General features: G+C 49.7%; 24 protein-coding genes. 10 read left to right on the top strand and 14 right to left on the bottom strand.

Going from position 1 to position 23,961, the window contains the following annotated elements; translation table 11 throughout:
• Positions 1 to 128: 128 nt before the first annotated feature.
• The 8 genes from mazG to SD425_RS22485 all read left to right on the top strand — a co-directional run bounded on the left by mazG (position 129) and on the right by SD425_RS22485 (position 8,309).
• Complete coding sequence (mazG, locus tag SD425_RS22450; protein WP_324672458.1) at positions 129 to 968, top strand: nucleoside triphosphate pyrophosphohydrolase; 840 nt, start codon at positions 129 to 131, stop codon at positions 966 to 968.
• 274 nt (positions 969 to 1,242) lie between these two features.
• Entirely contained in the window at positions 1,243 to 2,118 is an 876-nt protein-coding gene (locus SD425_RS22455) for a MotA/TolQ/ExbB proton channel family protein (protein ID WP_324672460.1), read from the top strand.
• Between the two features lie 67 nt (positions 2,119 to 2,185).
• A complete protein-coding gene (locus SD425_RS22460; protein ID WP_324672463.1) occupies positions 2,186 to 2,812 on the top strand; it encodes a biopolymer transporter ExbD in 627 nt (208 codons plus the stop codon).
• 19 nt (positions 2,813 to 2,831) lie between these two features.
• Entirely contained in the window at positions 2,832 to 3,350 is a 519-nt protein-coding gene (locus tag SD425_RS22465) for a biopolymer transporter ExbD (RefSeq protein WP_324672466.1), read from the top strand.
• Positions 3,347 to 4,195: a TonB family protein gene (locus tag SD425_RS22470; protein ID WP_324672468.1), complete on the top strand. Its 849-nt coding sequence runs from the start codon at positions 3,347 to 3,349 to the stop codon at positions 4,193 to 4,195. The genes SD425_RS22465 and SD425_RS22470 overlap by 4 nt, the downstream gene beginning before the upstream one ends.
• Before the next feature lie 217 nt (positions 4,196 to 4,412).
• Positions 4,413 to 5,249, top strand: a complete 837-nt coding sequence (locus tag SD425_RS22475; RefSeq protein WP_324672470.1) for a TonB family protein — start codon at positions 4,413 to 4,415, stop codon at positions 5,247 to 5,249.
• A 439-nt stretch (positions 5,250 to 5,688) separates the two neighbouring features.
• Positions 5,689 to 6,651 (top strand): PstS family phosphate ABC transporter substrate-binding protein, encoded by a 963-nt coding sequence (locus SD425_RS22480; protein ID WP_324672472.1) that lies wholly within the window; start codon positions 5,689 to 5,691, stop codon positions 6,649 to 6,651.
• A gap of 188 nt (positions 6,652 to 6,839) precedes the next feature.
• Positions 6,840 to 8,309 carry a tetratricopeptide repeat protein gene (locus SD425_RS22485; RefSeq protein ID WP_324672473.1) on the top strand — a complete coding sequence of 490 codons (1,470 nt, stop codon included), beginning with the start codon at positions 6,840 to 6,842 and terminating at the stop codon, positions 8,307 to 8,309.
• Positions 8,310 to 8,388: 79 nt separating this feature from the next.
• On the opposite strand, the gene SD425_RS22490 is transcribed toward SD425_RS22485, so the two are convergent.
• From SD425_RS22490 to SD425_RS22555, 14 genes are all read right to left on the bottom strand, one after another.
• The gene (locus SD425_RS22490; protein ID WP_324672476.1) at positions 8,389 to 9,444 is read right to left on the bottom strand and encodes an RluA family pseudouridine synthase; all 1,056 of its coding nucleotides are present in this window, start codon (positions 9,442 to 9,444) and stop codon (positions 8,389 to 8,391) included.
• A 70-nt stretch (positions 9,445 to 9,514) separates the two neighbouring features.
• Positions 9,515 to 10,150, bottom strand: a complete 636-nt coding sequence (locus SD425_RS22495) for an OmpH family outer membrane protein (protein WP_324672479.1) — start codon at positions 10,148 to 10,150, stop codon at positions 9,515 to 9,517.
• Between the two features lie 49 nt (positions 10,151 to 10,199).
• Positions 10,200 to 10,871, bottom strand: a complete 672-nt coding sequence (locus tag SD425_RS22500; RefSeq protein ID WP_324672482.1) for an OmpH family outer membrane protein — start codon at positions 10,869 to 10,871, stop codon at positions 10,200 to 10,202.
• Positions 10,872 to 10,903: 32 nt separating this feature from the next.
• A complete protein-coding gene (bamA, locus tag SD425_RS22505; RefSeq protein ID WP_324672484.1) occupies positions 10,904 to 13,450 on the bottom strand; it encodes an outer membrane protein assembly factor BamA in 2,547 nt (848 codons plus the stop codon).
• Between the two features lie 8 nt (positions 13,451 to 13,458).
• Positions 13,459 to 14,205, bottom strand: coding sequence for an isoprenyl transferase (locus tag SD425_RS22510; RefSeq protein ID WP_324672486.1), 747 nt, complete (start codon positions 14,203 to 14,205; stop codon positions 13,459 to 13,461).
• An 80-nt stretch (positions 14,206 to 14,285) separates the two neighbouring features.
• Positions 14,286 to 15,032, bottom strand: a complete 747-nt coding sequence (locus SD425_RS22515; protein ID WP_324672490.1) for a DUF6089 family protein — start codon at positions 15,030 to 15,032, stop codon at positions 14,286 to 14,288.
• 43 nt (positions 15,033 to 15,075) lie between these two features.
• On the bottom strand, positions 15,076 to 15,969 hold the full coding sequence (locus tag SD425_RS22520; RefSeq protein ID WP_324672493.1) for a DUF6089 family protein: 894 nt from the start codon (positions 15,967 to 15,969) through the stop codon (positions 15,076 to 15,078).
• 129 nt (positions 15,970 to 16,098) lie between these two features.
• Positions 16,099 to 16,992: an NAD kinase gene (locus SD425_RS22525; RefSeq protein WP_324672496.1), complete on the bottom strand. Its 894-nt coding sequence runs from the start codon at positions 16,990 to 16,992 to the stop codon at positions 16,099 to 16,101.
• Positions 16,993 to 17,025: 33 nt separating this feature from the next.
• On the bottom strand, positions 17,026 to 18,333 hold the full coding sequence (locus SD425_RS22530; protein ID WP_324672498.1) for a BamA/TamA family outer membrane protein: 1,308 nt from the start codon (positions 18,331 to 18,333) through the stop codon (positions 17,026 to 17,028).
• A gap of 225 nt (positions 18,334 to 18,558) precedes the next feature.
• A complete protein-coding gene (locus SD425_RS22535; RefSeq protein WP_324672500.1) occupies positions 18,559 to 19,227 on the bottom strand; it encodes a CBS domain-containing protein in 669 nt (222 codons plus the stop codon).
• 114 nt (positions 19,228 to 19,341) lie between these two features.
• Positions 19,342 to 20,124, bottom strand: coding sequence for an alpha/beta fold hydrolase (locus SD425_RS22540; RefSeq protein ID WP_324672503.1), 783 nt, complete (start codon positions 20,122 to 20,124; stop codon positions 19,342 to 19,344).
• A 2-nt stretch (positions 20,125 to 20,126) separates the two neighbouring features.
• Positions 20,127 to 20,747, bottom strand: coding sequence for an aminodeoxychorismate/anthranilate synthase component II (locus SD425_RS22545; RefSeq protein WP_324672506.1), 621 nt, complete (start codon positions 20,745 to 20,747; stop codon positions 20,127 to 20,129).
• Between the two features lie 88 nt (positions 20,748 to 20,835).
• The gene (locus SD425_RS22550; RefSeq protein ID WP_324672508.1) at positions 20,836 to 21,357 is read right to left on the bottom strand and encodes a CvpA family protein; all 522 of its coding nucleotides are present in this window, start codon (positions 21,355 to 21,357) and stop codon (positions 20,836 to 20,838) included.
• 82 nt (positions 21,358 to 21,439) lie between these two features.
• A complete protein-coding gene (locus SD425_RS22555) occupies positions 21,440 to 21,904 on the bottom strand; it encodes a GatB/YqeY domain-containing protein (protein ID WP_324672510.1) in 465 nt (154 codons plus the stop codon).
• 127 nt (positions 21,905 to 22,031) lie between these two features.
• On the opposite strand from SD425_RS22555, the gene SD425_RS22560 reads away from it, so the two are divergent.
• Together SD425_RS22560 and mnmH are read left to right on the top strand one after the other, a co-directional pair.
• Positions 22,032 to 22,754, top strand: coding sequence for a pyridoxine 5'-phosphate synthase (locus tag SD425_RS22560; RefSeq protein WP_324672513.1), 723 nt, complete (start codon positions 22,032 to 22,034; stop codon positions 22,752 to 22,754).
• 87 nt (positions 22,755 to 22,841) lie between these two features.
• The gene (mnmH, locus tag SD425_RS22565) at positions 22,842 to 23,957 is read left to right on the top strand and encodes a tRNA 2-selenouridine(34) synthase MnmH (RefSeq protein WP_324672515.1); all 1,116 of its coding nucleotides are present in this window, start codon (positions 22,842 to 22,844) and stop codon (positions 23,955 to 23,957) included.
• The last annotated feature ends 4 nt before the right edge of the window (positions 23,958 to 23,961 follow it).

Consider the following 23,961-nt stretch of genomic DNA (forward strand, 5'->3'; position numbering starts at 1 on the left):
AAAAGTAAGTGAAACCTAATTTTATCTCTACGATAAAGGTACTGGCTGAGTGATATGACTTCTGCTTTCAACGAATTTACAATGCTGTGCCGTGCACTAGCAGGCATTGAATGTGTATATTTGGCTCAATGGAAAATACGTTGCCTAATCGTCGGGCGCAACAACTAGCTGCTTTTAGCCGGTTGCTTGACGTCTTAGATCGTCTACGCGCCGAGTGCCCCTGGGACCAGAAACAGACAATGGCTAGTCTGCGCCATCTTACCATTGAGGAAACGTACGAGCTTTCGGACGCCATCCTACGTGATGATCTCACTGACGTCAAAAAGGAGCTAGGTGACGTAATGTTGCACCTAACTTTCTATGCAAAGATTGCTTCTGAGACAGGGCACTTCGATATTGCTGATGTCTTGAATGCACAAAGCGATAAGCTTATCTTCCGGCACCCTCACATATATGGTGACACGAAAGTACAAACGGAGGAAGACGTAAAACGTAACTGGGAACAGATAAAGCTCAAGGAAAAAGGAAATACTTCAGTTCTAGGTGGAGTCCCGACCTCATTGCCTGCCTTAGTTAAAGCTATGCGTATTCAGGAGAAAGCCCGAGGTGCGGGTTTTGATTGGGAACGGCCTGAGCAAGTTTGGGAAAAGGTGCAGGAGGAATTGCAAGAGTTTGGTGAAGAATTCTCACAAGCTAGCAAGACACCCGAAACGAAAGAACGTGCAACAGCTGAATTTGGAGACTTACTTTTTTCCTTGATAAACTTTGCTCGCTTCGCAGATATTAATCCGGAAGAGGCACTTGAACGTACAAACCGAAAATTTATTCAGCGTTTTCAGTATATTGAAACCGCAGCAGCCCGCGATGGACATCAGCTTGCAGACTTAACACTCTCAGAAATGGATAAGTATTGGGAGCAAGCTAAACAGGTACCATTAATCGACAACAATTCCTCTCCTGAGAAGTAGATTTTTTGAAGTCGTTTATTGTTTTACGGCGTTTAAACCCATATTTCATTTGGCAGGCACTCTGATTTTATTTAGGTTTGCCAAGGCTAGATTCATTTTGAAGCGCCCTTTGCGCACGAGCAGACCTACACTTAATGCTTCTTTTTAGCAGTATGCGTATGGGTGAGCGGGGTCGTTATCATATTTGAATTTTAGCTCATTTTTTATTTCACCTTTTTCACATTCAGTTCAAGTTCATTCACCTTTCACCACCAAACCCTAATTCTCCGGAACAATGGAACAAAAGAATGCCATCAACAAGAATGCACGGCCCGCTGCTGCCTCGGCTCCTAAGAGCGAAGAAAAAGGCGGTGGAGGTGCGTTCGCTGCCATCGTTATTCCGCTGGCCTTTGTAGTTGCCCTCGTACTTTACAAGTTCGTTCTAGGTAACGGCGCTAACTTCCAAGGCGGCAACAACGAAAACTTGCCGCTACCCGGCAACATCTTGGGTACCATTTACGCTGGAGGTTTCATTGTACCGATTCTGCTAACACTCCTCATCTTGGTAATTACCTTCACCATCGAGCGTCTGTTGACAATTGGTAAAGCGAAAGGTTCTAAGAGCATCGAGAGCTTCGTACGTTCTATCCGTCAGAAGCTGAACACAAACGATGTAAATGGTGCTATTGCTGTATGCGATCAGCAAAAAGGCTCTGTAGCTAACGTGGTAAAAGCTGGCTTGCTCAAGTACAAAGAGATGGAGCAAGACCGCGTAATGGAGAAAGACCAGAAAGTACTGGCTATCCAGAAAGAAATCGAAGAATCGACGGCCTTGGAGCTCCCTATGTTGGAGAAAAACCTAGTTATCCTGTCGACTATCGCTTCTGTAGCAACGCTTATCGGTCTGCTAGGTACGGTATTCGGTATGATCCGCGCTTTCTCGGCTCTTGCTAACGCTGGTGCTCCTGACGCTGCCGCTCTTTCAACTGGTATTTCGGAAGCCTTGATCAATACCGCTTTCGGTATCGGTACGTCGGCTTTGGCTATCATCGCTTACAACTACTTTACCAGCAAAATCGACGCTCTTACTTACAGCATCGACGAAGCAGGTTTCAGCATCATTCAGACGTTTGCTGCTCAACACGGCGAAACGGAAACTTATAAGGCATAAGTTGCGGTTCACGCACTAAAGCCCTGTTTCTCTACGTTTCTGAATAATCAATTTAACCACGCCAGAAATGCCTAAAGTAAAACCTCACAGAACGTCCCCTTCGTTGGATATGACTCCGATGGTGGACTTGGCATTCCTGCTGGTGACCTTCTTCATGCTCACCACCAAATTTGCTCCGCAAGAGGAAGTGGTGGTTGACACGCCAGCATCAACGTCGGAAATACGCTTACCTGAAAGCCACGTCATTATTATTTCAATTGACAAGGACAAACGGGTATTCTTTGGTATGGACGACGCGAAGCCAAAGGCCGATATGCTAGCTCGGGTAGGTACCAAGTTTGGAGTCTCGTTCGACGCCAATATGGCTAAGAACTTCTCCAATATTGCCAGCTTTGGCGTACCCGTGCAGCAGCTCCCCGACTTTTTGAGCCGGGATACTGAGCAGCGCAAAGCCATTAAGCAACCAGGTATTCCGATCGATTCGGTAAATAACCAGTTGACTGAGTGGGTAGTTGCTGCTCAAGGCGCATCGTATAAGGCTTTTGGTAAACCCGCATTCATCGCCATTCGTGGGGATGGTGCCGCTGACGTACCAACGGTACAGAAGGTCATCAAGCTTCTGCAGGACAAGAACATCAACCGTTTCAACCTGATTACAGACTTGGAAGGCAAGCCAGGTGTAGCAGGGAAGTAAACTAAACCGACCGCAGACAATGGCAGAAATCCAACAACAAGCCGACTCCGGTAAAGGTGGGAAGAAGCGAGCCAAGAAAATGTCGACCAAAATCGACATGACTCCTATGGTGGACCTAGCTTTTCTTCTCCTCACCTTCTTCATGCTGACTACCACCTTCAGCAAGCCGACAGTCATGCAGCTTAACATGCCAGTTAAGCCCAAAGAAAACGAGCAGCAGTCGGAGATTAAAGCATCAAATGCTTTTACCATCCTACTGGGAGAGAACAACAAAGTATATTACTACGATGGCTTGGTAGACGCAACGTCCAAGCCTGAGTTGAAGCTCACCAACTATGCTGCGAATGGCATCCGCCAGATCTTATTAGCACACAAAAGCAATCCTGATCTGGTAGTGCTGATCAAACCAGCCGAAAAAGCTTCTTACAAGAACATGGTAGACATCCTCGACGAGATGAACATCACGAACCAAAAGAAGTACGCGTTGGTGAACATAGCCAAAGAAGACAGCGACTTAATTAAAAGCTCAGGGCTATGATGGATAACACACAACTGGCCAAGGCGTCCTTAGATGACATTGTCTTCGAAGGACGAAATAAAGCCTACGGAGCCTATGTGCTCCGGCGTTTGTACGGTAAAAACGTCTCACGTGCACTTCTCATTGCAGTAGCTCTTTTCGCCATTGGAGTAAGCTTTCCGCTAATCGCGGCAATGCTGAAGCCTGAGGAGAAAATTGTTGAGAAACCTAAAAATCTAAAGGTGAATGAGCTCATGCAGCCACCACCCTTGGATCCGGCAACGCCACCGCCACCACCCCCGCCGCCGCCGCCGCCTTCTGCGCCGCCGCCCCCACCACCGGTAGTATCAACTATCAAGTTTACGCCTCCAGTGGTAAAGCGTGACAACGAAGTTCGCAAGGAGGAAAAGGTACCAGACCAAGACGAGCTGGAAGGCAAGCAGATCGCAACAGAGACCGTAAAAGGTAACACTGATGCGCCGCCGCCCCCCGACTTGAGCGGTATTGAAGGCGGTACTGGTGCTGAGCCTGTGAAAGAGGTAGTAGACGCTAAAGTTTACACCTATGTAGAGCAAATGCCGGTGTTCCCGGGCGGTAACGATGCACTTCTCGCTGCCATCCAGAAGAACACTAAGTATCCTCCACTTGCTTTGCGCAACCAAGTAGAAGGTAAAGTATTCATTACTTTCGTCGTAGGTCCAGATGGTGCTGTTTCTGGCGTAACTGTTCAGAAAGGTATCGGCTCAGGTTGCGATGAGGCTGCTGTAGCAGCAGTGAAAACTCTACCCCGTTTCACACCTGGTAAGCAAAACGGACGTGCTGTAAGTGTATCGTTTACAGTACCGGTAACATTCGCTATCAAATAGTCTCTTTAAGAGATCTTGTATAGCTAAAGTCTGAAAGCCCGAATTGAGCAAAACTCAGTTCGGGCTTTTTGTATTTAATTTTTGTCGGCAAGCATACTATTCTGAGAATATAGCACGTTGATGTGTTGAAAGCCGGAGCAGTATGGATTGTGTAAGTAGGCTAGGCTTGAGTAATGCGGAGTGCGAATACCCATTCACCATTTATCCCATATAACTCATGACCCTTTTAAACTTGCTCACTGCCACACTCGACGACATTGTCTTCGAAAGACGAAACAAAGCTTACGGAGCCTTTTTGCTCCGTAAGCTTTACAACCGGCATTTAGCCACAGCCATTACTATAGCCTCTGCTCTAGCGTTCTTGTTAGTTGCTGTACCGATGTTGGTGCAACAGCTCTGGCCTGCAGAAGCAACAGCAGTTTCTCCGCCTAAAAAAGAAGTAATTGAACTCTATCGTGTCATTTTGCCACCTAAACAGGTGCAGCCGGCAGCACTGCAACCCAAAGCAATCCGTCATCCAATGGTGAAGGCTCAGTCTCAACCTAGTGCGCCTAAAGTAGTAGCAGACAACCAAGTAAAACCAGAAATAAGAAGGCTCGATGTAGCACCTCCCGTGATACAGCCTGGAGCTATAGTTGGGACAGAGGACTTGGTTGGGGACTCAGAAGCAACCAATAGCACTGCAACCAACACAACAGGCACAGTAGGGGGCGCCACAGCAACAGAAACAGCGCCATCAGGCACCTTCACTTTTGTAGAGGTGATGCCCGAGTTTTCGGGTGGTCAGGAGGCGCTGCGTCGCTATATGCAGCGTAATCTCCATTATCCTAGCACAGCGCTAGCAAATAATATTGCTGGTAAAGTGTTCGTTTCCTTTGTGGTCAATGCTGATGGTACTATCTCAAATGTAGAAATACTGAAAGGGCTAGGCTACGGTACTGACGAAGAAGCTATTAGAGTGGTACGTAGTATGCCGAGCTGGAAACCGGGTCGGCAAAACAACCATCCTGTTTCTGTACGTTATACTATGCCGATTACTTTTCGGTACGAGTAATAAAGTATAAGGATACGAGGTTTTTAGAACGCTCTTCATAGAAAACAAAACAGCCGGCTTCGTGATAAGTCGGCTGTTTTTTGCTGTTTTGAAGAATGTATAACGACTACTATTGTTTATTCCGCGGGTTTGGAGAACAATCTACTAGTGTTTGCACGTTATAACATAAACTCATTTGTTTTTCATTTTTCTTACATGTCCAACCGTCTTTCCACAGAAGAGCGCTTAGGCCGACAATCACCACAACGGTTAATCCGTTACTTCGTCATGTTTATGGCAGTACTCTACTGTGGGCTAGGAGTATTCATGTGGGTAGCACCAGCAATCATGCTGCCCTTCCAGCCTACAGTGCGGCACATCCTAGGTTTTGTATTCATATTTTACGGAATCATTAGATTTGTCCGGGCTTACCGCCAGATATTCTCTAAACAGTACGACGATGCACGCTAATCTGCTTAAAACTGGAGTTACCCTAGCTTTGGCTGTTTCGCTATTCACAGCTTGCAACCAAACGCAGAGCGGCAATGCCACTAGTGCAACTGATACGCCTACTAGCGGTAACGTTGCGATTAGTGTAGATGAGACATTTGCACCTATCATCAAGTCAGAAGTAGATACCTTCCAGAAGCTTTATCAAAGCGCAAAAGTGACGGCTTACTACAAGCCCGAGCAGGAAGTGCTACAGGATTTGCTAGATGATAAGGTAAAACTAGCAGTCTTGACGCGTGAGTTGAATGCAGCCGAGCGTGCTGAGTTTGATCGGCTGAAGCTAGTGCCACGTGCTACTAAGATTGCAACGGATGGGTTGGCCATCATTGTGCATCCTAGCAATCCAGATTCTTTGCTGAGTTTACCGCAACTACGAGACATCTTCACCGGCAAAGCGCAGCAATGGTCGCAGGTGAGCGGTAAAAAAGCGTTGGCTACCATCAACGTAGTATTTGATGCGAACCGCTCTAGTACCACCCGCTATATTCAGGATTCGGTGACACGTGGTGCGGCTCTCACGCCGCGTGCTTTTGCCGCAAAATCGAACTCTGCTTTGCTCGATTACGTTGCTAATCATCCTAACGCTATTGGTGTAGTTGGGGCCAACTGGATTAGTGACCGGGACGATGCTGCTGTGCAAACGTTTCTCCAGAAGGTGCGAGTGGTAAGTGTGAGCACCCAAACTGATCCGCCTAATCGGGATGATTATGTTCAGCCTTATCAAGCTTACTTAGCACTGAAAACCTACCCTTTAACTCGTACAGTATACGTCGTTAGCAGGGAGGCCCGCGCAGGATTAGGCACTGGTTTTACCTCATTTGTTGCCGGTAATCAAGGACAACTCATTATCTTGAAAGCCGGTTTGCTTCCTGCCATTGGACAAATGAGGGTTGTAAACACCAATAAACTGTAAATTCTTTCTCCCTTTCACACGCTTTTTCCGCTTTTAAACCAAACCTTTTGCTCATGAACTCCAAGCCCTGGAAGCTTTCGCTCCTCGCTGTCTTGTCTGTTTCAGCTTCTGCTGTAGTTGCTCAGGACGTACAAAGCGCACGAAAAGCAATCGAACTCGAACAGTTTGGTCAAGCTCGCGCTTCGCTGTTGAAACAAGGATCTTCGCCCGAAGCTGCGTATGAGCTAGGTCGTCTTTACCAACTGCGTGAAGTACCTGATTCAGCTGCTTATTATTTCAACCGCGTTCCTCTTAACCCGAAAGATGCTTTCAGCCTAGTAGCTGCCGGCCGTGCTGCTTTGGCTCAAGGAAAAACAGCCGAAGCCGAAGCGCAATTTGACAATGCCGTCAAAGCTAGCAAAGGCAAAGACGCGAAGATCTTCACCCTGATTGCGCAGGCCTACGCCGAATCAGACGTGAAGGATATCACGAAGGCAACTACTTACGTAGACGCTGGCCAGAAAGCCAATAAAGGCAAAGATGAGCCGATGCTCATGATTGCGCGCGGTGATATCTACCAGAAGACCGATGCGGGTGGTGGCGAAGCGATGAACAGCTACGAGCGTGCTAGCATGGCCGACCCAAACAATGTGCTAGCTTACTACAAAAAAGGAGAGTTGAACTTCCGCTCACGGAATTACAACGAAGCTCGCACGAACTTCGAAAAGGCTATCAGCCTTGATCCGAACTATGCACCGGCATACCGCGACTTAGCGGAGATGTATTACTTCGCTAACCAATATCCTCTGGCTCTGGAAACTTTCCAGAAGTACCAGAAAGTAGCCGAACAGTCACCGGAAACGGATGCTGAGTACGCTTCCTTCCTGTTCTTGACCAAGAAGTACCCAGAGTCGCTAACTGAAATTCAAAAGGTACTGGCCAAAGAGCCGAATAACATCGCGATGAACCGTTTGATGGCTTATACGTTGTATGAGACGGGCCAGAACGACCAAGCGATGGCGGCAATGGATAAGTACATGAAAATGGTACCCGCCGACAAGCTCATCAAAGACGACAACTTGTATTACGGCAAGATGCTGTCGAAAGCAGGCCGCGACGATGAGGCACTAGCTCTTCTGCAGAAGGCTGCACAGGCATCACCTAAAGATGCCGGTGAAATTCAGGGTGCCTTAGCGCAGACATACATGCAGAAGAAGGATTATCCGAATGCCATTAAGGCTTTCAAGGCCAAAATGGGCGGCGGAGCTCCTCTACTCACTGATCAGGTATTGCTAGCCACTGCTTATAGCAGCAACAAACAGTACCAGCAAGCAGATAGCCTGTATAACCTAGTGTTGACAGCTCGGCCGACGTATGCGCCAGGTTATCAGATGCGAGCTAGCAATGCCTACTACATGGATCCGGATTCCAAGCAGGGCACAGCACGGCCCTATTGGGAAAAGTATGTAGAGCTAGCCAAAGCTGATCCTACGAAATATAAGGACGGCTTGACGACAGCTTACGAGTACCTAGGCTACTATTACTTCCAAAAAGGTGATAAGGCAGCTGCCCTGCCCTATTATCAGCAATTGCTGGCCTTAGATCCCAGCAATGCAAGAGCGAAGGCTGGTATCGAATCTATTCAAGGTAAAAAGACGGCTACCTCAGCTCGCAAATAACCTAGCTTAGTTCACCAATAAAAAAAGCCCGCTACCTAGGTAGCGGGTTTTTTTTATTGGTTTACAATCAATTTGTAGGCTAGGTAGCGTACACTTCCCACTTCGCTAATACAGCTTCAAAGTCGGCGGGCAGTTCGGCCTCAAAATGAACTTGCTCGCCCGTAACGGGGTGTATAAAGCCGAGTGATTTAGCATGCAAAGCCTGGCGTGGCATTACTTTGAAGGCGTTTTCAACAAACGTCTTATAGGAGCCAACAGGCTGCCCGTACACAATCCGGTCGCCGCCGTACGTGGCGTCGGAGAACAGCGGGTGTCCAATGTACTTCATGTGAGCTCTAATCTGATGCGTACGTCCCGTCTCGAGATTACACTGCAACAGCGCCACATGCTGAAAAGAGCGTAGTACTTTGTAATGCGTCACAGCGGGTTTGCCCTGCTCGCCATCGGGGTACACAGCCTGAATCTTCCGGTCCTTAATACTGCGTCCAATATGCCCCCTGATGGTACCTTGTGGCTCCTTGGGCACCCCCCATACCAAAGCTAGGTAAGTGCGCTCAATGGTATGATGAAAAAATTGCTGCGAGAGGTGCGTCATCGCCCACTCGGTTTTACCGATTACTAAAAGGCCCGACGTATCCTTATCAATACGGTGTACTAAGCCAGGCCGAATTTCGCCGTTGCGGCCAGTTGGTAAATTACTCAAGTGGTAAGCCAGTCCGTTCACTAGCGTTCCGTTCCAATTCCCAAAGGCTGGATGCACTACTAAGCCTGCTGGCTTATTCACGATCAACAACGATTCATCTTCGTAACGGATGTCCAGATCCATGGGCTCTGGTACCACTTTGAACTCACGCGGTGGCTCCGGTAGCGTTATGGTAATAACGTCGAAGGGCTTGACGCGGTAGTTAGGCTTTACGGCTCTATCATTTACCTGTACTGCTTCAGCCTCTATAGCATTCTGAATCTTGGTGCGCGAGGCGTTGGGTAGCCGGTTGAACAGAAACTTGTCAAGGCGTAATAATTCCTGCCCTTTATCTACGCGGATGCGATGATGCTCATAGAGTTCGTCACCGCCGTCTGTATCCTCTTCTTCCGGCAGGTTATCAGGAGTTGGAAGTAGATCTTCTTCGGTCATGGTGATGGTGCTAAAACAAAAAAGCCGGGGCGCGGCGCCCCGGCTCATTTGGCCGAAAAGTAATAACTGCTTACTTCTTTTTGGTTTTGGTCTTGCTAGCGGCACTATTACTGGTCGGAACAGCAGGTGCAGCTGTTGGCGTAGTAGCAGGTGCAGTGCTAGCAGCGGCGGCAGCAGCGCCAGGCGTAATGCCCATTTTCTTCAGTACTAGATCTGAGATGTCGCCATCTTTCGGACCGTGTAACAAGACCGGGCTAGCACCATCCGAGTTCAACACATAAGTGTAGCCGTTCTCATCAGCTACTTGGTCAATGGTTTTCTGAAGCTTGTCGAGCGCAGGCTTCAGCAATGCCTGTTGCTTCTGCTGTAGGCTCTGGTCGGCACTGCGCTGAAACTCCTGAATAGAAGTCTGCAGACCAGTCAATTCTTTCTCTTTATCGGCCCGTACGACCTCGGTCATAGCTGCAGCACCTTTCTGGTAAGCGTCAGCTTTCGTCTGGTAATCGCTGTATTTGCTTTTCAGCTGATTCTCCAGCTGGCCGCTATACGTCTTCAGTTGCGACTCAATCTGCTTGCTCTCGGGCATCTGGCTGAGCACGTACTCCACGCTGGTGTATCCGATTTTCAACGGAGCTTGGGCCAGTGCAGCAGTAGACGTAGCGAAAGTGAGAGCAGCCGCGGCTAGGGCAAGACGGATTTTGTTCATAGGTGTCATTAAAAGAAAAACAGTCAAAGAGTTGATTTAGAATGCAAAGTTAATTTTTTCTGCCAGTCGGACGCTGTCCGTTAGCGGAACGCGTAGCTCTTGGAGTAGGTTCCGGCTCTGAGTCAGCTGTATCACCGGCAGGCGTTTTTGGCGTTTCTACCGTCCGAACTGCTCCTTTTTGGCCTGGCTGATTCCGATCCTCGTTTGCTAAACCTAGCTCCTCCAGCACAAACTCCGTGTAATCGTGCACCGGATTTGTGTACAGCATCGTCAGATCCCCCGATTTGTCGAACACAATAGCTAGCTGCTTTTTCTTAGCGACCTTCTCGACAGCTTCAAACACCTGGTCCTGTATTGGCTTTGTCAACTCCTGCCGCTTTTTGAAGAGTTGCCCTTCAAAACCAAAGATCTTGTTTTGGTAGCCTTTGATTTCCTGCTCCTTCTTTAGTATCTCTTCCTGCCGCTTCTTCTTCATCGGCTCGGTGAGAAGTACTTCTTCAGCCTGGTAGGTACGATACATCTTATCAAGATCCTTCTTCTGGTTCTCGATGTCTTTTTGCCAATTACCAGAGAGTGTATTCAGTTCCTGTTGTGCGGTAGAATACGCCGGAATCTTGCTCAGCACATACTCCGAATCTATGTAGCCAAACTTTTGTGCCTGCGCCACTTGAGCGGTGGCACACAATAGCACTAGTAGAGACAGCAGCAGTAGCTTCTTCATGAGTGTATGATATTATTAATTGTAAACCGCTATTAACGGATTTGCTGACCAATGATGAAGTGGAAAATGCCTTGCTTCTGATTGTTGCCTACGTTGTTCGCATTCCGCGGAATTTCGTCGAACGGAATACCATAGTCGAAGCCGAGCAAACCGAAAGCTGACATAAAGATACGCGCACCTACACCCGCCGAACGGTAGAGCTTGTACGGGTTGTAGTTGGTGTATTGGTCAAAAGCATTGCCTGCCTCTGCAAAACCTAATACATAGACCGTAGCAGCCGGGTTCAAACTCACCGGATAACGCATTTCCATCACGTACTTGTTGTACACAATACCGCCACTTTGTTGCGACTGTGCCGTCGGAATAGCATTCGCATCATTGGGGTCAGCATAGCCGCGCAAGCCAATGTATTCAGTACCTACCAGGAAGTTAGCCGATCCACCATACCCTAGGCCGGCACCACCCATCTTGAAGCGTTCAAATGGGCCAGGGTTGCGGTTGCCATTGTAGGTACCAATGAACCCGAAGTGTGCCCGCGTGTTCAGCACCAGCTTGCCCACAAGAGGCGTAAACCATGAAGCGTCGAACATCCACTTATGAAACTCAATCCATTCGATTGGGTCAGGGTGTGCACCTTTGAATACCGAGTAAGGTGGGGTCAGGCTTAAGCTTAACGACAAGGAAGAACCACGCCGCGTGAAGGTCGGATTGTCAATACTATTGCGGGACAGCGTTGTATTTAACGTGATGTTGTTTGCCTTGCCTGTATTGGGCAGCCCCCCACCTAGGTATTGACCATAGTTTTGGAAGTCGTACTGCGTAAACGACAGTGAATTGCTGAGCGTGAAGTAGTCATCTGGGATGCGGAGGCGACGACCTAGGCCCAGCGAAGCGCTACTTGATTTTATGTAGCTACCCGTGCTTACATCAAAGGTGCTACCGTATGTGATGCGGCTAATGCTTCTGTTTAGGCTAAAGGACAGAGAGTTAGGCTTACGACCACCTAGCCACGGCTCTGTGAAAGACATGGAGTAGGCTTGGTATTGCAAACCGTTGGCCTGCACGTTCAGAGATAAGCGTTGGCCGTCACCGGCTGGTACTGGCGTCCAGTTGTGAAAGTCTCCAGCCTTCCGCAACGAAAAGTTATTGAATACTAGACCCACCGTACCGATAAAGCCTGCATAGCCACCCCAGCCACCCGACAGGGTGATCTGGTCGGAGGGTTTCTCCACAACGGTATAGTTGATATCTACCGTACCATCCGCAGGGTTAGGAACAGGGTTGATACCTACTTTTTCGGGGTCAAAATAACCTAGGGTCGAAATCTCTCGCTGCGAGCGGATGAGCAGTTCGCGGTTGAACTTGTCGCCGGGGAGAGTGCGCAATTCCCGGCGCAACACATGGTCGCTGGTCTTTGTGTTGCCTGCGATGTTTACTTCTTTAATGCGCGCCTGCACACCTTCAGTCAGGCGCATCTCAATATCGATGGAGTCGCCTTCTACTTTAGTTTCTACCGGATCGATCTGGAAGAACAAATAGCCGTCGTTCATGTAAAGCGACGTGATATCCTGGCCCGTTGGATTATAGTTCAGGCGCTTGTCTAAGGTTTCTTTACTGTATACGCTCCCTGGTTTGATGCCTAGCACCGAAGCTAGTGTCTTGTCGTCGTACAAGTAATTGCCACTCCAGGTGATGTTGCGGAAGTAGTATTTTGGTCCTTCATCCACCCGGATGCGCAGTGCCAGCCCATCCTTCTGCCGTATCAGTGTGTCGGACAAGATAACAGCATCCCGGTAGCCTTGGGCGTTATAGAAGTCGAGCAGCTTGGTTTTGTCTTCGTCGTACTCCTTCTGCTGGAACTTACCAGAAGTCAATAGCTTATAAGGCTTCTTGGCTTTCGTCTTCTTTAATTTCTTCTGCAGCTTTCCTTCTGAGAAGGCTTTATTCCCCTCGAAGGCAATATCTCGGATACGAACTTTCTCTCCTTTGTCCACATTGATCCGCATCACCACGCTGTTCGACAAAGCAGAGTCTGGCACCTGCGTAATCGTAACTTTTGCGTCGAGGAAGCTTTTGTTCGTGTAGTACTTCCGTACCTGCGTGCGTGTGTTATTCAGCAACGCATCTGTAACCACTTTACCACGAATCAGCTTAATCTTGTTCTTGAGTTCGTCAGCTTGTCCCTTGCTGATGCCCGTGAACACGAAGCTTGATAAACGCGGCCGTTCCTTTAGATTGAAGTCAAGGAAGATGCGACGACCTTCCGTGCGAGCAATACTCACACTCACGTCGCCTAGAATTCCTTGGTCCCATAGCTTGCGAATGGCTCTACCAATTTCTTCGCCTGGAATCGTGATTGGGTCACCAATTTTTAAACCTGTTAGCCCAATAAGCGTATTAGGATCTAAGTAGCGCGTACCACTAATCGTGATGCCACCTAGCTCATAGCGTTGGGACTCGTCACCGGTTGGCGCAGAGGATGTAGCAGGAGTCGTTTGCGCTTGTGCAGTGCTAGTGCCTAAGCCAAGCACCAGCGCCACTGGCAACAGCCGCAAAAGCGTATTAAAAGAAGAACTCATTCGAAAGCTTACGAAACGGTTAGCTGTTCACTAGTTTTGCCAAAGCGCCGTTCCCGGCGTTGGTACGCTTGTATGGCGTCGTAGAAGTGCTCCTTCCGGAAATCCGGCCACAGCAGATTCGTGATGTACAATTCAGTATAAGCTAGCTGCCAAAGCAGAAAGTTACTGATGCGCTGTTCGCCACTAGTGCGAATCAGCAATTCTGGATCGGGCATACCAGCCGTAGTAAGATACTGGCTGACGGTATGCTCGTTTATTTCAGCCGCTTGCAGCTTACCAGCCGCCGCATCTGCAGCCATACGCTGAGCCGCTTGCGTCAAATCCCAACGCCCACTGTAGCTCAGCGCTAACACCAGCGTCATGCGTGTACCAGCTTTTGTCAGCTCCATAGCTTCGGCCAGTTCTTGTTGACAAGAACTAGGGAGACTACTGATCTGACCTATTGCTTGTAAGCGTATGCTATTCTTAAGTAACGTTGGTGTCTCCTGGCGAATGGTGTGTACCAAGAGTTGCATCAACGCCATCACCTCATGCTTTGGCCGGTTCCAGTTTTCAGTTGAAAAAGCATACAAGGTTAGGAATCGCACTCCTAGCTCTGCAGCAGATTCTACTGTTTCTCGAACGGCCGTTATTGCACTCTGGTGTCCAAAGATGCGCAATCCACCTTTCTGCTTTGCCCAGCGGCCGTTGCCGTCCATAATAACGGCAACATGAGCGGGTATATTATGGGAGTCAATTTCGGACCGGGAGGCCATCGGTATTTTTTAGTAAAGAGGCCGCAAGTTACGCAAATGGTTGCATTCCCTCTTTCCGAATATGACACTCTGTGCCTCAATTACTTCTTAACAATTGGTGAGTCCTCAGGGCAACGAATCTTGTAGAAGGTATATGAGACACTCAGACCGTTGTAGAAATACCAATCTTTGTCGTGGCTATTAGCAATTAATGGGCTCTGCTTGCTGATATGATCTAAGTTATCCGTAAAAGCTTTACGAGCGCCTACTTCCAAGCCTAGGTTCCAGCGCCGCGACATGGCATACTTGAAGCCGATACCTGCTGGCACAGAAATACCCAACATACTGCCACTCTTGTTCAGTTCGCCTGCCAACGCAGCGTTGTTAGTTTTCGTTTCGGTGTTAGCATAGAAACCTGCGATGCCAATAAACACATACGGGGTGAAGTGTACCTTATCGCGCCGGTTATGATAATCATAGAAGTTATACTCAAGAGCCCCTGATAGCTCAAGCAGGCTTCCTTTCATGTTGGCTTGACGGTAAGCAGGCAGTGGCAGTACAGTTCCCCCCTCCCCTTTTACGTTACCATCGTCAGCCCTCAACAGGCCACCTAACAGCGCTCCTCGTAAGGTAACAGGCGCTGATACGTCTCTCCGATAAAATATAGTAAAGGCTGGCCGGTTATTCTTAAACTGATAATTAGGTGACAACTCGCCTTTATAGGTAAGCCCACCAAAGCCCACTCCTAGCTCGCTAGTATTTTGAGCAGATACTGAAGAAGCAAAAAAAACACTCCCTGCTTGCACAAAGCAAGCAAGGAGTGCTGAACGGAGAACCAATTTTGTCATTATACTGGCTGTTGATGGAATGAGACAGCCAAGATAAGACTGCCTAGCGGAATTTCGGGCTCTTAACGCGTGGAGCAAGGATATAGTTAAGCGTTAAGCCTGTAACGATGTACCAATCCTTCTCATTGCCTTTGCCACGCATTTGTCCAGGCTCGTTGAAATTCGTGAAGTCAGTCGTATTACGAACATTGTCATGCCCGAAGTATTGGGCAGCTGGAGTAACTAAGCGACTACGCTCAATGTAGTTACCGCTCACGTCATCTAAGTAGTCGGTAAAGGTCTTGCGCCAACCGATTTCCAGACCAATATCAAAGCTTTTGTTCAGCTTGTAGCGAACACCACCTCCGAACGGAATCGAAATTTGTGTTTTGCTGTAGGATGTGCCCTCTGTTTGCAGTGGTTGTAAGTCGATGTAGCTATCGGTAGATAAACCGCCGGTGTTACCGCCTTGCACTAAGCCTTTAGGCGCGTGGTGAAACACTGCTACCCCGGCAAATACGTAAGGAACAAAGTCAGGACGCTTGAGATAGTTGTTCCGGTTTTCGATTAGATCAAAGATTCCGACGGCAGATAGTTCGAAGATGTCATTTCGAACGTTCATGTTCCGGTTGTAGCGGTAGCGTGCATCCGGGTCGTTTTGGTCAGCCGCCTTGGAGTCTTCAGCTGTGATACGACCATAGGCAAAAGAAGCACGACCCGAAATACGTGGTGCAAAGCGACGCGTGACGTTGATACCCACGTTTGGACGTGAAGCAGCTACTCGGAAGCTTGCGAAGCTAGCTTTAGGAACAATATCGCCGAAGTAGTTCATGGCATTCAGCGTTATGCCCACAGAATTGTATTGTTTCCGCTTAGTAAACTGTTGCGCATCAGCCTCAGTTGCGACTAGCGAAACTGCTAGAAGCAGACCTAAAGTATGAGTGAAAATTTGCTTCATATAAGCGGGTTGTTAAGAAAATACTAAATCAAATTATTCAGACGAATGGTAATGCCACGACTGTAGTCAATGACAAAAGTAGAAGTTGCTGAGAACTTTAAAAACAATTGATTAAAAAATGTGTATGTTTCAAAGGGGTATACCAGCCGGATTCCGACGATCTAACCCCCAGTTCAGCTTGCTTCGTAAGGTGCTTAAAAAGTTAACATGGTTGAGCTTTACGAGCCGAGCCGTAAAGGTCTCTCGCCGAACTGCAATTTGTACGCCAGCATCTACCGGTACTGATCGGGAATCTAGCGACAGTAGAAAATTGTTACTACGCCCTTCTATTTCGAAGGAAATAACACTACGATCAGAAACAATAAGCGGCCGAACGTTCAAGTTGTGCGGGCATACGGGCGCAATGATAAAATTGTTGGTTTGTGGCAACATCACAGGTCCGCCGCAGCTCAAGGAGTAGCCAGTAGAGCCGGTCGGCGTTGATACAATCAGACCATCAGCCCAATAAGAATTTAAATATTCCCCATCGATGTAGGTATGCACCACGATCATCGATGAGGTATCGCGCTTCAAGATAGAGAATTCGTTCAGTCCGAAGTTGACGTCACCGAATACATCGGGGTCAGTATCAACCCGAATCAGGCTTCTCTCCTCAATCACGAAATGCCCTTTGAACAAGCTATCTATCGCTTGCGATAGATGCGCAGGAGTAACAGTAGCCAGAAAACCTAGGCGGCCAGCATTAATGCCCAGGATCGGTATCTGTAGATTACCTACGTAAGTGACCGTGTCTAGCAAAGTGCCATCGCCCCCGATGCTAAACACAAACTGCACCCCGCGCAGCGAGTCGCCGCGACGAAAGCTACCAATCCCCTCCGGTAAGCGGAGGCTATTATCGAGGTAAGTTCGGAAAGACTCCGCAATGAGCACCTCGGTTTGGCGTGCTACTAAATCTTCGAGAAGCGCCTGTACGAAGGGTTGCGCAGCTTCGCTGAAAGGCTTACCCAGGATAGCTATTCTCATAGGGGGATAACCGGCCGCAGCAGGTTGTAAAAGTCAGATAGGAAACTCCGAACGAAAGAAGAAACCGCCTTGGCCACGCGCATTACGCGTGTACTCAACGGTCAGTACTCGGTCGTAGTACGTAACTAAATGTAAACCGACGCCGGCCGAAGCTAATACTTGATTTGGCAAACGATTGTTCGGCCACGGAGTAGGTGCCCCAACATAGCCAGCATCGGTGAAAAGATTTGCGTAGAGCACCAGCGGAATGGTGTTGACTTTTGGGTTTTGGATACCACCCAGCCGAATACGGGCCGCATCAAACAGCTGATACGAAACACTTTGTTGCAACAGCGCATAGTGCCGGCCATCTATCACATAGGCATCATAGCCGCGCACTAAAGCATCATAGCCAAAGGCGCGGTTATCGGCATAGGCTACTCGTCGGCTAAACCGTATCTGCCCTTGTAAACCAATGTTGTAGTAAAACTGATGACCTAGGTCCACGTACTGCACATAACGCGCACGTGCCGTCGTGATAGGCGAACTTCCCGGCGTTAGAAACACGCGCTGCACGAGACCTAGCTGTACAAAACGCCCGGTAAGCGGATAAGCAAATGTATTCCGCTGGTTAAGTGTGGTTGCCAGACTAAAGTCTAAATATTCCCGGCGGGTTCGCCCCAAGAAGTAAGCAGGGTTACGCTGCTGAACTGAATCTGAGATTCGTTCGTGGTGGTACGACACGTCGAAAGCGGATAGATGCTGCACGGTGCGGCGCCACCGCAAGCCGGCAGTCACATATTGTCGTTCAATGGGGAAGCCCTCCTCTTGCCGGAGGTTGACAAGCCGGTCGCGGATAGTCGCGTAGTCGAGGGCATGACTGCGGTAGTAGGAAGCGCCCGCACCAAAGCCAATACGTCGGCGCCGACCGTACCCAGGCGCTTCATAGAACAGCTCGTACTTGCGGTTGAAGCCTAGCTGAACATTGCCGATGACTTGTTCGTTTCGCCCGCGAAAGTTGCGTCGCACTAAGTGCACACCATAATCTACTCGCTTCCATCGATCAGGACGATCAAGCCATGAACGAAAATTGCGGTCGGCGAGTGAAAAGATCGGGATGGGAAACGTGTACCAGCGCTCCTGTACGCCGAACACCACCGTAATATCCCCGTCGCGGCACACAGTCTGCACGGCTACGGAGTGAAAGAGCTGCAAGTTGAAAATACGCCGGCGGTTTTCCTCTAGCCTACGACCTAGCTTTTGGGCTGTAATGGTATCACCTTCCTGGAAATCAAGCTCGGCGCGCAGAATTCGTTCTTTCGTTTTTTGGTTCCCGACGAATAACACCGTAGCGACCCGCATAGCTGTATAGCCAGGACACTGTGCTTGCATTAAGCTATCGAGGGGGGCTCGCCGCACGGAGTCAGGGAAGACCGAGGCAGCCACAGACCTACCTAGCAGCGCAAGGAACAAGAAGAGTACTAAGCTTCGGATGGCGCTTTTTGAGTTAGAATGAATAGCAACTGCTGTGCTTTGTTCGAGCAAGAAGCTTGCCTCTGTTCTATACCACACTCAATTTGCTACACCTTATAGGCTCAAGTACTTCAATAGGGCATCGAAGCGAGATTGTTCGTCTTCAGTTGCTTCGCTGGCTCCATTGAACTGCGCCGTTATGATATAGCCAAAGCGCTCTAGGGTGGCAATAATACGCGTAAGACTCGGTGTATTGAGCTTTAAAGTAAGGCGAATCTTATATGGATTTTGCTCATCCTGTGCCACGTGGGCACTCAAGATCTTGGCGTTATTTTCCTCCACGTAACGACTAATCTGCGTCAGCGAATAGTCGCGCTCGTCCATCGACAGCACTAGGATACCACCTTGTCCTACCGCAATGGGCATTTGGCCGAAAGCAGCTACTGTGTCACCAACAGATACGACACCTAGGTACTCGCGCTCTTCGCTGAGCACAGGTATCAACTGCACTTTATTCTGAATAGCTAGCTCCATAACGCTGTAGAAGTGTTGGTTGTACTGCACGTGCAGGTTTGCGTAACCAATCGGAACAGCGGTCAGCAGTTCTTCCGGATTAGCGTGATCGAGCAAATCGGCCTCGGTAATCAGGCCGCGGTATTCGCGGTTATTGATGACAGGCAATTGGCCAACGTGAAACTCTTCGAGCCACCGGGCCGCTTTGCCGACCGAGTCCGACACCTTGAGCGGCGGAATCATTTGATTAAGCAAGTCTTCGGCAATCATGCGGTATATCGGCGAGAAAACAGGAAACGCAGCAAAATCTCGCCACGCGTAGCAGTATTTAAGTAAGCAATAAAGCGCACTCTCCCCTTATTAGCAAACAGCTCCGCCAATTGTTTACCGACTTGCGACTATCTGCGTTATAGTGCGCCGCAAAAACCTGTCCAACAGGGCATTAAATTCATGCGGACGCTCCATCATGGGCGCATGGCCACAATGATCGAGGAAGTGTAGCTCCGAATTAACGATTAACCGGTTGAATTCGTGCGCTACCAAGGGCGGCGTAATCGTATCATTCAACCCCCATACCAGCAACGTAGGCGCCGTGATCCGACCCAGGTCCTTGCTGAGGTTATGGCGCTGAGCCGAGCGCGCAATACTAATGATGCGCAGACACTTCGCGTTGGAGTTTGTTACACTAAATACTTCGTCGACCAATTCTTTAGTGGCAACTGAAGGGTCGTAGAAAGTATAAGCTACGCGCTCCTGTACGAAGCTATAGTTGCCTCGCTTCGGGAAGGAGCCGCCCATAGAGTCTTCAAACAAGCCGCTGCTGCCTGTGAGTACCAAGCGCTGCACTTGCGTGGGGTAACGCAACGCATACTCTAGCGCCACATGGCCCCCAAGCGAGTTTCCCAATAGGGTCAGTGGCTCATCAATTCTTAGTTCTTTAACAAAGCTTGCCACATAAGAGACCAAACCTGGTACCCCGGCTTTGGTGAGGGGCATCTCATAAATAGGAAGCAGCGGAATGATAACACGGTATTCGGGACTGAATGTCGCAATAACTTCTTCCCAGTTGCTTAGGGCGCCAAACAGGCCGTGCAGGAGCAGTAGGATCTCTCCCTGTCCCTCATCGATGTACTGAAATTCGCCGCGTTCCTTGATCTGAAATTCCATAACTATACAGAGAGCGTGGGGTGGATCGATGCCTCCCGAGCATCCTTTGCAATGATACAATAGTTAACCCAATTCCGAAGTAGTGATAGTCCTTCGGTCGTAAGCAAGGCTTCTGGATGAAATTGCACCCCGTAGAGTGGTAGCGTACGATGCCGCAACGCCATGAGTTCATTGTGTTCATCGTTAGTATAAGCCAGCGGTAATAGCGCCGAGGGCAAGTTATTGAGTGTAAGTGAATGATACCGAGTGACGGTGAGTTGCCGGGGCAAATTGGTAAATAAGGGGTCATCCACTACACAACGCATTTCCGATACCTTTCCGTGCATGGGTCGGGCGGCACGCACTACGCTTGCACCAAAAAACTGCCCTACTGCTTGATGACCTAGGCACACCCCTAGCATAGGCACTCGTTGGTGATACTGCGCAATGACGCGCATCATACAACCTGCTTGGCCCGGCACTCCAGGACCTGGCGACAGCACAATCCCATCGAAGTGCTGCTCCTCTAGCTCCTCTACCGGCACGTTATTCCGACGTACATCAACCGTAACGCCTGCTTGCTGAAGGTAATCGAGCAGGTTGTACGTGAAGGAGTCAAAATTATCCAGCAGTAGGATATGCACGGCTGAGCCAATAGGTAAGAATAGCAGCAACAGCAGGATAGCGTAAGATGTTCAACGCGCTTGCCTGCCCTTATGACTGCTTACTATTTTAAAACACAGATCGTAGTTGGGTCAGGAGCGTACCAGCAAACGGCATCACGATGCTCACCAACTGTAGGGCTACGGGTGTGGCTTGCTTGACCACCGGCAGCACGTGTGACTCGGCGGCTAACTTGGGGGAAATCAGCGGCAAGCCTGCCAACCCGATTCCGTAGAGCAGCAAGCTCATCCCGAGCAGCCATTTGATTCCGCCTAATAGGCCCCCCAACAAGTTGTCGAGCATACCGAGCGGCGTAAGATGGATAGCTGTTTTGATGGCCCCACCTAGCAGATGCACACCCCAGCCGATTAGCACAAAGACGAGGATAAACGACACGAGAGGCAAAAACCCAAAGGCTTCGCCAATGTAGTTGCGCACGAAGGGTACGGCATCGTTGAGTAGTGCCAAACCGCCTATCACACCTAGCACAAAGGCCAGCAACGAAGCCAGTTCGATAACTAAGCCGCGGCGAAAGCCTTTAACGGCACCGACAGCCAGCAGCAGCAGCAGTAAAATATCGAAGCCGGACATTATTAATGGGCCGTGAACAATGAGTACGTATTCATGTAGCTATGATTAACTGCAGTACTCATTATTCACGGCTCATGAAGCTTTACACGTTCGTGTTGTTCAGCAAATTGCCTACTACCTGCGAAATCATACGTCCATCCGCTTGGCCTGCTAGTTCGCGAGCGGCAACGCCCATGACCTTACCTAGATCGGAAGGGCCAGTGGCACCTACGCGCTGGATGATGCCGACGAGCTTTTCCACCAAATCAGCTTCGGAAAGCTGCTTGGGCAGGTATTCTTCGATAACGGCTAGCTCAGCCAGTTCTACTTCTTCGAGGTCGGAGCGAAACTGCTTCTGATACGTTTCGGCGGCTTCGCGACGCTGCTTGGCTGCTTTGGTCAGGAGCTTTGTTTCGGCATCAGAGGTGAGGGCTGCGCCGTGGGCGCCTTCGGCCGTTTCGGCTAGCAGAATCTGGGACTTAATACTGCGCAAAGCCTGAAGCCGAACTTTGTCTTTGGCGAGCATTGCTTTTTTGATATCTGCGTCGATGGTTTCTTTCAGAGCCATGGGAAGAAGTGGGTTAAGGGAAAACTGCCGTGGAGAATGGACTTTAATTCCGGCGGCGGTTCCGATGAGCCGTGTACTTTTGGGGCACACTGCCCGTATGAGGGAACTATACTCAGGCGTAAATCTGATGACAAAGCTAAGCGTAAACATAAATAAAATAGCCACGCTGCGGAATGCACGCGGGCACAACCGCCCTGATCTGCTCCAAGCCGCCCGCGATTGTGAGCGATTCGGGGCCGAAGGAATTACCGTGCATCCTCGCCCTGACGAGCGCCATATTCGCTACCAGGATGTGCGCGATTTGAAAAACATTGTGACCACAGAGCTGAACATCGAAGGCAACCCGACCCCCGATTTCCTGGATCTGGTGCGCGAAGTGAAGCCGGAACAGGTGACACTCGTCCCCGATGCGCCCGACGCTATTACCTCGAATGCCGGCTGGGATACGATAACGCACCAGATGTACCTACTGGGCATCGTGACCGAATTGAAGGCCTTAGGCTGCCGCGTATCCATTTTCCTCGACCCGGACCTAGCCATGGTAAAAGCGGCCGTGGGCACAGGTACCGACCGCATCGAGCTATACACGGAAGCCTACGCCCAACAGTACAAGGCTGATCCAGCCGCGGCTATTGCACCATATCGTGCGGCCGCCGAGTTAGCCCAACAGCTAGGTATGGGGGTGAATGCTGGGCACGACCTTGATCTGGATAACCTAGCTTATCTACACCAAAACTTACCAGCCCTGGCGGAAGTAAGCATTGGACATGCACTGATTTGCGATGCGCTATACCTAGGCTTGGAAAACACCATTCAGCTGTACCGGCGACAGCTTGCATCTACCACTTAGCGTTTATCATCAAACAACCTAGGTGCGAACTACTCCTCACTACTTCGCATTAGAGAACTGATAAATGGTAACGGTTAACTGAAAATTATGCCTCGTCTTCCCCTTTCCGACTTTCTGCAGGTTTCCGCCGACGCTCCTATTCTCGATGCGCGCGCGCCTGTGGAGTATGCGCAGGGGCATATTCCGGGTGCCGTAAGTTTTCCGTTATTCTCTGATGAGGAGCGTGCCCGCATTGGCACCACCTACAAACAGGTGAGTCAGGAAAAAGCCGTGCTGGTGGGGCTCGACTTTTTTGGGCCAAAAATGAGCCGCATGGTGAAGCAAGCGCAGAAAATCGCGCCCAATAAGGAAGTGCGGCTGCACTGCTGGCGGGGTGGTATGCGCAGCGGAGCCGTACAATGGCTGCTGGAGCTAGCTGGATTTCGGGTCCACTTGCTCGACAAAGGCTATAAAGACTACCGGCGCTGGACCTTGGCACAGTTTGCACAGCCTCGCCCCCTGCTGGTGCTAGGTGGTCTTACCGGCTCTGGCAAAACGGATGTGTTACACGAGCTAGCGAAGCAACATGAGGCCGTCATTGATTTGGAAGGATTAGCCAACCACAAGGGTTCTTCCTTTGGGTCAATAGGGCTGCCGCCGCAACCAACACCCGAGCAGTTTGAGAATGATCTAGCGTTGCTTCTCAGCCAACTTCCATCCGACACCGTGCCTTGGGTGGAAGATGAAAGCCTCACTATTGGTGGCATTGGTATTCCGAAGCCTTTTTTTGAGCAAATGCGCCATGCGCCGCTGCTCGTGTTAGATATTCCGCAAGAAGTACGTATTCGCAAGCTAGCTGCTGAGTATGGCCGCGAAGATCCGGCGCAGCTCGCAGAGGCTATCCGGCGCATCGGCAAGCGGCTGGGCGGCTTGGCAACGAAGGAAGCGCTATTGGCTATTGAATCTGGCGACATGGAAAAGATGGTAGCCATTGCGCTGGGCTACTACGACAAGACCTACAGCTATGGGCTTGCGAGCAAGCAAAATGTGCGGGTGGTGCGCGTTACATCGGACACTTGCGACGCGGTAGAAAATGCAGGTCGTGTGCTGGCTGTGGCCCTGCAGGAAGGCTTGCAGTTGCTAGCTAGGCAGACAACTGTTGGGCTAACTTCACCCGCACCTAGCCCCAAAGAAGCGTCGGATAACACCCCTTGGAGCCAATAGTTGA

Source organism: Hymenobacter sp. GOD-10R, assembly GCF_035609205.1.
In the GTDB taxonomy this organism is placed as follows: domain Bacteria; phylum Bacteroidota; class Bacteroidia; order Cytophagales; family Hymenobacteraceae; genus Hymenobacter.

Excerpts from the sequence above, each read along its gene's own strand:
- SD425_RS22490 (WP_324672476.1), bottom strand. The coding sequence starts at position 9,444 with ATGACCGAAGAAGATCTACTTCCAACTCCTGATAACCTGCCGGAAGAA.
- SD425_RS22535 (WP_324672500.1), bottom strand. The coding sequence starts at position 19,227 with ATGATTGCCGAAGACTTGCTTAATCAAATGATTCCGCCGCTCAAGGTG.
- SD425_RS22530 (WP_324672498.1), bottom strand. The coding sequence starts at position 18,333 with ATGCGGGTCGCTACGGTGTTATTCGTCGGGAACCAAAAAACGAAAGAA.
- SD425_RS22475 (WP_324672470.1), top strand. The coding sequence starts at position 4,413 with ATGACCCTTTTAAACTTGCTCACTGCCACACTCGACGACATTGTCTTC.
- SD425_RS22520 (WP_324672493.1), bottom strand. The coding sequence starts at position 15,969 with ATGAAGCAAATTTTCACTCATACTTTAGGTCTGCTTCTAGCAGTTTCG.
- SD425_RS22500 (WP_324672482.1), bottom strand. The coding sequence starts at position 10,871 with ATGAAGAAGCTACTGCTGCTGTCTCTACTAGTGCTATTGTGTGCCACC.
- SD425_RS22515 (WP_324672490.1), bottom strand. The coding sequence starts at position 15,032 with ATGACAAAATTGGTTCTCCGTTCAGCACTCCTTGCTTGCTTTGTGCAA.
- mnmH (WP_324672515.1), top strand. The coding sequence starts at position 22,842 with ATGCCTCGTCTTCCCCTTTCCGACTTTCTGCAGGTTTCCGCCGACGCT.
- mazG (WP_324672458.1), top strand. The coding sequence starts at position 129 with ATGGAAAATACGTTGCCTAATCGTCGGGCGCAACAACTAGCTGCTTTT.
- SD425_RS22550 (WP_324672508.1), bottom strand. The coding sequence starts at position 21,357 with ATGTCCGGCTTCGATATTTTACTGCTGCTGCTGCTGGCTGTCGGTGCC.
- SD425_RS22460 (WP_324672463.1), top strand. The coding sequence starts at position 2,186 with ATGCCTAAAGTAAAACCTCACAGAACGTCCCCTTCGTTGGATATGACT.
- bamA (WP_324672484.1), bottom strand. The coding sequence starts at position 13,450 with ATGAGTTCTTCTTTTAATACGCTTTTGCGGCTGTTGCCAGTGGCGCTG.
- SD425_RS22455 (WP_324672460.1), top strand. The coding sequence starts at position 1,243 with ATGGAACAAAAGAATGCCATCAACAAGAATGCACGGCCCGCTGCTGCC.
- SD425_RS22560 (WP_324672513.1), top strand. The coding sequence starts at position 22,032 with ATGACAAAGCTAAGCGTAAACATAAATAAAATAGCCACGCTGCGGAAT.
- SD425_RS22540 (WP_324672503.1), bottom strand. The coding sequence starts at position 20,124 with ATGGAATTTCAGATCAAGGAACGCGGCGAATTTCAGTACATCGATGAG.
- SD425_RS22470 (WP_324672468.1), top strand. The coding sequence starts at position 3,347 with ATGATGGATAACACACAACTGGCCAAGGCGTCCTTAGATGACATTGTC.
- SD425_RS22510 (WP_324672486.1), bottom strand. The coding sequence starts at position 14,205 with ATGGCCTCCCGGTCCGAAATTGACTCCCATAATATACCCGCTCATGTT.
- SD425_RS22495 (WP_324672479.1), bottom strand. The coding sequence starts at position 10,150 with ATGAACAAAATCCGTCTTGCCCTAGCCGCGGCTGCTCTCACTTTCGCT.
- SD425_RS22465 (WP_324672466.1), top strand. The coding sequence starts at position 2,832 with ATGGCAGAAATCCAACAACAAGCCGACTCCGGTAAAGGTGGGAAGAAG.
- SD425_RS22480 (WP_324672472.1), top strand. The coding sequence starts at position 5,689 with ATGCACGCTAATCTGCTTAAAACTGGAGTTACCCTAGCTTTGGCTGTT.
- SD425_RS22525 (WP_324672496.1), bottom strand. The coding sequence starts at position 16,992 with ATGAGAATAGCTATCCTGGGTAAGCCTTTCAGCGAAGCTGCGCAACCC.
- SD425_RS22555 (WP_324672510.1), bottom strand. The coding sequence starts at position 21,904 with ATGGCTCTGAAAGAAACCATCGACGCAGATATCAAAAAAGCAATGCTC.